General features: G+C 55.7%; 4 protein-coding genes and 1 tRNA gene. 2 read left to right on the top strand and 3 right to left on the bottom strand.

What is annotated here, in order from left to right; genetic code table 11:
• Nucleotides 1-81 precede the first annotated feature (81 nt).
• Entirely contained in the window at nt 82-1,725 is a 1,644-nt protein-coding gene (gene hcp, locus VM163_09370) for a hydroxylamine reductase (GenBank protein ID HUT04085.1), read from the bottom strand.
• A gap of 464 nt (nt 1,726-2,189) precedes the next feature.
• Here hcp and nrdD point away from each other — a divergent pair, with 464 nt between their 5' ends.
• Both nrdD and VM163_09360 read left to right on the top strand, forming a co-directional pair.
• Nucleotides 2,190-4,370, top strand: coding sequence for an anaerobic ribonucleoside-triphosphate reductase (gene nrdD, locus VM163_09365; GenBank protein ID HUT04084.1), 2,181 nt, complete (start codon nt 2,190-2,192; stop codon nt 4,368-4,370).
• 490 nt (nt 4,371-4,860) lie between these two features.
• Nucleotides 4,861-4,937: transfer RNA gene (locus tag VM163_09360), tRNA-Arg, on the top strand.
• A gap of 391 nt (nt 4,938-5,328) precedes the next feature.
• On the opposite strand, the gene VM163_09355 is transcribed toward VM163_09360, so the two are convergent.
• The gene (locus VM163_09355) at nt 5,329-8,328 is read right to left on the bottom strand and encodes a DEAD/DEAH box helicase family protein (GenBank protein HUT04083.1); all 3,000 of its coding nucleotides are present in this window, start codon (nt 8,326-8,328) and stop codon (nt 5,329-5,331) included.
• The gene (gene dinD / locus VM163_09350; protein HUT04082.1) at nt 8,325-9,197 is read right to left on the bottom strand and encodes a DNA damage-inducible protein D; all 873 of its coding nucleotides are present in this window, start codon (nt 9,195-9,197) and stop codon (nt 8,325-8,327) included. The genes VM163_09355 and dinD overlap by 4 nt, the downstream gene beginning before the upstream one ends.
• Nucleotides 9,198-9,228 lie beyond the last annotated feature (31 nt).

Genomic DNA, 9,228 nt, shown 5'->3' with positions numbered 1-9,228 from the left:
GGTCGCGGCATATTTCAGTAATATGCTCCGTGTGAAGCCGGGCGGCCGCAAGGCCGCCCGGTCACCAATTAGCGCCAGGAATCAGTCGAGGATGGCCGCCAGGTCCTGCTCAGGTGTTGTGATCGGAGAGATGTTGAACTTCTCCACAAGGACGTTGAGCGCGGCCGGCGTTATGAACGCGGGCAGGCTTGGCCCGAGGCGAATGTTCTTGATTCCGAGGTGCAGCAGCGAGAGGAGGATCGAGACGGCCTTCTGCTCATACCAAGACAGGATAAACGACAGCGGCAGCTCGTTCACGCCGCATCCGAACGCCTCGGCCAGAGCGAGCGCAATCTGGACTGCCGAGTGGGCATCGTTGCACTGGCCAATGTCGAGAAGACGTGGGATGCCATCAATGTCTCCGAATTCTAGCTTGTTGAACCGGTATTTGCCGCAGGCGAGCGTCAGGATCACGCAGTCGGCCGGCACGGCCTTCGCAAAGTCGGTGTAGTAGTTACGGCCCGGTTTTGCCCCGTCGCAGCCGCCGATGAGGAAGAAGTGCCGAATCTTGCCGGCCTTGACCGCATCAATGACCGCACCGGCCACGCCCATCACGGCGTTGTGGCCGAAACCTATCGTGATCCGCTTCTCAGGCGCGTCCTCCGCAAAGCCCGGCGCCGCCAAAGCCGCCTCAATCACAGGAGCGAAGTTGCGGTCGGAGATGTGCGTGACACCAGGCCATGCGACGAGGCCGCACGTGAATATCCGACCCTTGTAGCTCTCGCGGGGCTTTTGTATGCAGTTGGTCGTCATCAGTATCGCCCCAGGGAACGCGTCGAACTCCTGAACTTGCCTCTGCCAAGCACCACCATAGTTCCCGACTAGATGCTTGTATTTCTTGAGGCCAGGATAGGCGAGCGTGGGCAGCATCTCACCGTGCGTATAAACATTGATCCCCTTCCCCTCGGTCTGCTTGAGAAGCTCCTCCAAGTCCTTTAGGTCATGTCCCGACACGACGATGGCCTTCCCTTTGACCGGCGTTACGCGCACGCTTGTCGGCTCCGGATGCCCGTAAGAGCCGGTGTTCGCCCGGTCCAGAAGCTCCATCACCCGCAGGTTCAACTCGCCCGCAGCCAAGCACCGGCCAAAAGTCTCGTCAACCGTGTAACTATCACGCGTAAGAAAATCCAGCGCCTCGTGAAAAGTGGCATAGACCTCGTCACTCTCGACACCCAGTATCTCCGCATGGTCCGCGTATGCCGCCATCCCCTTGAGACCATAAAGATACAGCTCCATCAGTCCGGCAATGTCGTCTCCGAAGCGGCCCCGCTCCTTCGCGATCGAGACGTTCTCGCCCTGCTTGATCAAGCCCGCAATGTCATCCGCCGCAACCCATGCCGCTGGACCGGCCAACTGCTCCCGGGCCTCGCCAGCCTTTTCGCACGCCGCCTCATACATAGATCTAGCTTTAACAAGGAGCTTGGCCGCCCTTTTCAAGAGCATCTCAAGCCGCTCCGGGTCGAAGTTGACATTCGTTATCGTCGAGAAGAGCGACTGAGGCACAAATATATCGATGTCGTGGTCCTTGGCGCCAAACTTCCGCGCTCGATGTGCATACATCGAGATGCCCTTCGTCGCGAACAACAAAAGGTCCTGTAAAGTCGCAGTTGTCGCATCCTTCCCGCAAACCCCCGCTATGGTGCATCCCGATCCCTTAGCCGTCTGTTCACATTGATAGCAAAACATGCCGCCCACCTCTCACACCTCCGTCTCTTAGTTACGTCTCCAAAATCCAGTGTCGCTTTGCATGCTCAGGCAAACTTGCGAGAGCCTCGTCTCCGCCATCAGATGGCTCAAATAGTTCCGCCACAGGTGACTCCTAATTGTGGCTTTCAAGCATAACAACGTATCTACGCCCTCAGCATATCAGCTCCTGAACTAGAAAAGGACCAACCAAGACGAAGAGAATCGACTCACGAGGGAACCAATCCCCACCCAGGTCTGTCGGAGCTATGGTGTGGACGGTCTTTATTGGTGGGTTCTGGCGGGTCAGCGACTCTAGGAAAAAGGCCGCAAGAATAGCTTGACATATTCTATATGTTGTATGTATTATTGGGGCACATACAGAATAATGTTAGCTGTGAGCCGCGGTTCGGGATCCGGGTTGCCTGAAAGCGGCTGTTAAGAGATAGGAAAGAAGGCTAAGGAAGATGACCAGAGATAGGGTCGGAGAGGGTCTTGGGGGGCCGGGCTTGCATTTGAGCTCAACATCGCCTCGTGCAGAGGCCACGGAGATCGCGATGTTCGTCCGGACATCGAGCGAAGAGGTCGTCAAGTGGAACCGCGAGCGCATCGTCAATGCCCTTATCAGGGAAACCGACATCGATGCGGGGACGGCGGAGCAGATAGGTCTTGAGGTTGAGGAGCAGCTGTTTCGCTCCTCGATCAAGGTTGTTACCGCGCCGTTGGTGCGTGAGCTCGTCAACTCGAAACTGGTCGAGCACGGGCTTGAGGAGGCGAGGCGCTATCACACGCGGCTCGGGGTTCCGCTTTATGACGTGAATGAGTTGATCTTGCATCCGAACAAGGAGAATGCGAACGTCCCTCACGGACCTGAGGGGACGAACCTGACGCTTGCGGAGAGCATTAAGAAGGAATATGCGCTTCTGACGGTGTTTTCGCAGGCGGTCGCAGACGCTCATCTGTCGGGCGACATTCATCTTCATGACCTTGGGTTCATCGACCGGCCGTATTGTTCTGGTCAATCGTTAGAGTATGTCAAGAAATATGGTCTATCGCTTCCGAACGCGCTCTCAATAGCTAAGCCAGCGAAGCACCCGGAGGTTTTGCTTGCACACATGGTGAAGTTTTCTGCTGCGCTTCAGGGTCATTTTGCAGGTGCGATTGGCTGGGATGCGGTGAACTTGTTCTTTGCGCCCTACATAACCGAGATGAGTGACAGGGACCTGCACCAGCTCGCTCAGATATTGATCTTTGAGTATTCACAGCAGGCGGTTGCGCGCGGGGGTCAGGCGATATTCTCCGACCTGAACCTTTATTGGGAGGTCCCGAAGCATTTTCGAGAGGTTGATGCGATAGGCCCTGGCGGCACGTACACGGGCAAGAAGTATAAGGATTATGAGAAGGATGCGCAGCGATTTGTGTGGGCCTTGTTCGACATCTACATGGATGGCGACGGCTCGGGTCGGCCGTTCTTTTTCCCGAAGCCACTTGTCCACATGACCGAGGATTTCTTCAAGACGGATGGCCACGAGAAGTTCTTGCACCACATTTGCGAGGTGGCGAGCAAGATGGGCAACACGTATTTCGTGTTCGACCGTGGCGAGACGGCGAAGATCAGCGAGTGCTGCCGCCTCTCTTTCAAGCTGACTTCGGAGGACATCGAGGACGCCAAGCAGCCCTGGAAGATGCGCTTCTGTGCGCTCCAGAACGTAACGACCAATTTGCCGAGAATCGCCTACGAGGCGGATGGGAACGACACGGTGCTCTTCCAGAGGCTGACTGAGCTGATGAAACTCGCTGCTGAGGCGCACATGCAGAAGCGGATATTCATCGAGAAGTTGCTTGCGCTTGGAGACACTGGCCCGCTGGCGCTTCTCACGATGAAGAAGGACGACGTGAGTTATCTCAGGCTCAACAAGGCGTCCTACCTGATGGGCATGGTCGGCCTGGACGACATGGTCTATGCGCATATCGGCGAGCACATGCACGAGAGCAAGCGAGCGCTGAAGTTCGGCCTACAGGTCACCGCGCACATGAGGATCATGAGCGACCGCCTGACGAAGAAGCACAACATGAAGTTCGTGCTGGAGCAGACGCCGGCGGAATCGACGGCATACAGGTTCGCGAAGTTGGACTTGGAGCACTTCCCCTCGATGGCCGCCAAGACCGTCAAGGGCAGCCTCGACAACGGCGGCGTCTATTACACCAATTCCACGCTCTTCGACGTAGGCGCCCCAACCAACCCCATCGAGCGGGTCAGGCTGGAAGGCATGTTCCATCCACTCATCGAGGCAGGAGCGATCTCGCACCTTTGGCTCGGTGAGCAGCGCCCGAGCGCCGAATCGCTGGCCAACTTCGTCGTAAAAGTGTTCAAGTTCACGGACAACGACCAGATCGCTTTCTCGCCGGAGTTTACGACCTGCAACGACTGCCAGCGGACGACGCGTGGTCTTCTGGACGAGTGCCCTTACTGCCACAGCAAGAACGTCGATGGCATAACGCGGATAACTGGCTATTTCACGAAGGTCTCGAGCTGGAACCTGGGCAAGAAGGCCGAACTACGCGATCGCCACCGCAACATGGGCCTCTTCAACGGCAGCAACTCGCAATACGCGACGGGACTCTTCCGCGGTAACGGAGCGCCGTAAGCGCCGTCGTCCATTGCCATAAGGCGTTGTAGGGCCGGGCGAGCGCCACCCCCAATACATTTGGTAACATCAGAACAGAGCGGGGCTAAGGAGGCTATCCAATAACTCCGCGGACGGTGGCTTTGCAGGGCTGCTGCTTGCCGCACCCGTCTCGCTTTAGGGCTGGGCATCACCCCGAAAAAAGGCGGCAATTAACGGCTCATCCCGCCTCCGTCTGCGTGCTCAAGCCGATGCTCGCAACGCCCAAGCGACTCCGTCAGCGATTCTTTGCAGAGACCCAACTTGATTTTCGACAGACGATTTGCCACCATCATCTTTACCCCGTTGGTGATTCTTCTAATCCGTCATCAGTAATTCAGTGAGACCGATTATTAAGCTCAACGAGGTCTATCGCGCAACCTCTAATATCCCCTATCTGATTTTTGGGGGGGCTGCGCGAACTTGTGTTGGCCAACGGCGCTGTTGTAGAATCGCCAGGTCTCATAATGTTGCGCCCGTAGCTCAGTAGGATAGAGCGGTGGATTCCTAATCCGCAGGTCGAGGGTTCAAATCCCCCCGGGCGCGCCACTCCACAGCAGGCTTCCCGGCGATTCTACCTCTCCAATCCCTCTCAAGAGAGTTTTCCCCATTTAGCCTGATAGTTACTGATGCTGGTGCAGGAAAAAGACACAATAACGGCACAATGACACACTGCTTGACACATTGGGCACAGAACAGGCTGCGTCAAGAGACGTTCAACGAGTCGTGGGCTGTCTGGCTCTGGACTCATGGCCTTATGACACAATAGCGGCACAATGAGCTTCAGTCTTGGGCAGGGCTGGACCACACAGAACCCCAAGACCCTTGACGAACGGAGTTGTGCGGGCTTCGGTCTGTCGGAGTGCTATCACTTTACGCAAGGGAGGGAGAATGTCTCTACGGGCCGTTGGTGGAATCGGATGGGTCGGGATGCCAGCGACTATCCCAACACCTGTTCGAAGAAGGTGCTGGCATTGTTGGCGACAGTGAACTCTACCTCCGTTCCGAGAGCCTTGAAGTGCTCGCGGCCGCAGTCGATTTTTGCCTGCTCCGTCGGCCGGAGCGCATCGCTGAAGAGACTGCCCTTAGATTCCACCACGAAATAAAGCCGCTGTTGGCCATCCATTTCGACCAAGACCGCCCAGTCGGGATTGTAGCCGCCCAACGGCGTGTCGATCTTGAACCACCCTGGCAACTTGGCGTAGACCTTGACCTGATCATTCAATTCGAATGACCTGGCGAACTCCTCCTCCACATCCGAATCATAGACCACGTGGTCAAATACGGACTTCCTGCTCTCCAGCATGTTCTTGCTGAGGTAGCCGTAAAGCTCCTTTTCCTCGAAGAGCTCCTGGGCGTAGTAATACTGGTCTCCGAGTTTCTGGTATTTTATGCCGTCAACGATGAACAGCTGCATCTGGTGCTTGATGATCACAGATACCTGCTCGATGTACTTCTGCGGGTTCCTTTTGAAGTCCTCGAGCCTTCCGCTGCGGATCATGATCTCCACCAGCGTCCGTCGGGTCAGCTTCGTCTCGTTCTGAAGATAGCCGAGCACGTCAGGGAGTTCGTAGTCTCTTGCGTCATAGACATGAACGCTCTGCACTGCTTCAGTCATCTGCACACCGCCCAGGTCAATCGTCGCCACGCTCTTTCGATATACGAACCGCGCCTTGCCGACCACGAGCTTCTTGGCGATCTCATCGGCGCACTGGGCAATTAGCTTCGTGCAATCGAAGTCAACCCGAAACGTCGTGCGATACTTAATGCGCTCCCAGAGCTGTTTGAACTCCTCGCCGAGGAACACGGCCTTATTTAGTTTGACCTGCTTGCGGTCGTTGGCATTCTTGATGTTCAGGTCGCCAGCGACCTTTCGCAACGAGGCCACGATCTGCGCCGCGTGTTCCTTCACGTCCTCTGGGAGATCGACCTGTCCGGCTTTCAAATCGGCCCGAAGACAGTCCTGCACCTTGCCCTTCGAGTCAATGTAGCCCTTCTCTTGAAGGTGATCCCAGACCTTCTGCGAAGTCTCAACACCCAGGTATTCAGGCTCATAACCTTCAGTGACGATGCTGATGTTTGCGAACAGGTGGGGCTCGACCACCCCGAATCTGATCCCCTCCTCCTCTTCGATCTCTTTCTGAAGCTGCTTTGCGAAATCCTCATAGGACTCATTTGCCATCACAGTGAGCCTGTTGACTTCAAAGCCCTGCACTCGCTCCCCCAGCTGATTCACGGCGATCCGAAGCCCCCGGCCGATTTCCTGCCGCTTTTTCAAGACAGAACCCGTCTCGTTAAGCGTGCAGATCTGAAAGACATTTGGATTGTCCCAACCCTCCCTCAAGGCCGAATGCGAGAAGATGAACTTGAGCTTGGAGTCGAAGCTAAGCAGCCTCTCTTTATCCCGCATGATGAGCTGATAGGCGCTCTCATCGGCCTGAGTCGTGCCAGCCCCGCGAGACTCCTTGAGCATGTCCGCCCCCGTTGTATCCTTCTTCCTATCAATCGCGAAGTAACCGTCATGGACGCCCTGGGCCGCGGTCCCCCGGTCAACCCCCTCGAACAAAGTGTCATATTTTGGTTTCCGAATCGCCCGGGCGTATTCCTCCTCGAACATCAAGGCATACTTGCCCGGTTGCGCGCTTCCGTCGTCGTCATAAGACCGATAATTCGCCACCCGATCGATAAAGAACAAGCTCAGCACCTTGAGGCCCTGTGGTCGGAGGCTCATCTCCTTGTCCAAGTGCTCTTCAACGGTCTTGCGGATCTGGAGGCGCTTGAACTCATCATCGTCAACGCCGCCTATCGCCCGGTTCAGCCTCACAATCTCAGGCTTGCTCGTAAAGCTGATATACTCGTTGCCCTCTTCGCAGTAGATATCCTCGATTATGTAACCGTCATAGACACTCCTTCCGCCTGAGAGCTCGAGCAGGTCATCGCCGCTGCGGACCCATTTCTTCTTCCGGGCAACCTCTCCGCTGCGCTGAACCACATCAAATTCAATTTGAGCACGGATCGGGCCTTGTCTGTTGTCCGCCTTCAGGAGCTTGACGTAAGGTCTGTTGTAGCTGTCCTGCACCTCAATCCCCGCGACTTCAATCTGCTTGACCAGCTTCCGCTCGTAGGCGTCCACCGAGTTCAACCGGTACATCATGTTGTATTTGTCCACATGCGTCGCCGAGTAACGCAGCTTGCAGAGAGGATTCAGCGAGGCAATCGCCTCTTTGCTCTTCTCGGTCGTGTCAACGCTCTGCGGCTCGTCGATAATCACAATGGGGGCGGTCGCCTGAATGAACTCAATTGGGCGATTGCCATTCATCCTGTCGTGAGGCCGGTGGATGATGTTGGCCTTGTCTTCCCTCTCGGGATCGGTGAAGCTTTTGCGGAAGGCGTCGATATTGATGACCATGATCTGAATATAATCGCTGGTGGCGAAGCTTCGAACTTGGCCAAGTTTCTGCGAATCATAAACGAAATAGTCGAACTGAACATTATCGTAGAGGCCTTTGAAGTGCTCTTCTGTCATCTGCAGTGACTTGTAAACGCCTTCCTTGACGGCCACCGAAGGCACAACGATAATGAACTTCGTGAAACCATAGTGCTTGTTCATCTCGAAAATAGACCGCAGATAGACGTAGGTCTTACCCGTGCCCGTCTCCATCTCCACTGTGAAGTCCAGCGAACTGAGCGCCTCGGATGGGGCAAGCCCATTGCGAAGCTGTATAGCCTTGACGTTCTCGTGAATGTCCTCATCCAAGAGCCGCAGCTTGTTGCCTACGCCCAGGTCACTTTGGTCCATCCCAGCAAACAGCCCGTCCATCTGCTTGAGCGGCGCAACCGTGAAGTTCGTCCGGCAGACCTCCTGCCCCTTGAAGATACCCACGACAGCGTTGATCGCCTCACGCTGAAAGGGAAGCTCGGGATCAAACTTGAGCTTCATGGCCCCTCATCTTCTCCCTCTTCATCCGGAAGAGCTCCCGACTGCAAAGCCAGTTTCTTCTCTTCCGTTTTGACCCGTCTCTGGAGTTTCTTGATGTCTTCCTCCGCTGGAAGACACTCCGGCTTGATCCCGCGCTGTCCTAACATCTCCCGGACGCTTGCGTTGTTCTGAACGTGTTCACATGTTATTGGCGCCTCGCCCTGCAAGTCTTCCTGTTCAACGTTGTAGTTCGTAATTTCCGTCGCGAGATTCTTGGCCGCGATAGTAAGAGTGGGCAGGAAATCCGCCAACGGGCGGCTCAGAGTAATGCCAAACTTGAGCTTCATCGTTTTCGTTGTCTTTCCGCCAAACAGGGCAGCGTCTCCTTTGGAGCGGATTCTGGCGAAGCCGGAGTCATCCACGCCTCGCTCATATATGTTTTTGGAGAGTGTCTTTTCGGCGTCTCTTAACCGGTCACGGGCCTCCAGTCGAGTCTGAAGCCGCATCCGATCCTCGATCAGCTCCTGCTTGCGCGTCTGCAGCGCGAAGTAGCTCTGAGCAAAGGCGATCGGCTCCTTGCGTGGGTCGCCGTTCTGGGCTATAAGATAGCAGGCATAGCGGGTCAGCATGAGATCGAATATCTCCCGCTCAGCGCCACTGCCAAGCGAGACCTTTTTCGTGACGTCACGAAAATGGTCGGAGACCTCGAAGCCCATTGTCTCGCAAGACGTTACGGCGCGTTCTACCGCCGTGAGAAAGTTCTCCCAACGGACATACCCCAGAGGCTCTTGAAGGTCGCGAGCAAACCAGAATTCGATATTCTCATCCGGCACAACCTGGGCCAGAGAATCAAACTTCTGCTGCATTCTAGCAATCAACTCTTTATTCATAATCTCATCCTTTCCGATCAATTTCGTGGGG

Source organism: bacterium, from assembly GCA_035527515.1.
GTDB lineage: Bacteria > B130-G9 > B130-G9 > B130-G9 > B130-G9 > B130-G9.
Note: the sequence above shows the minus strand (reverse complement) of the source record. Positions and strands in the feature narration are given on the sequence as shown.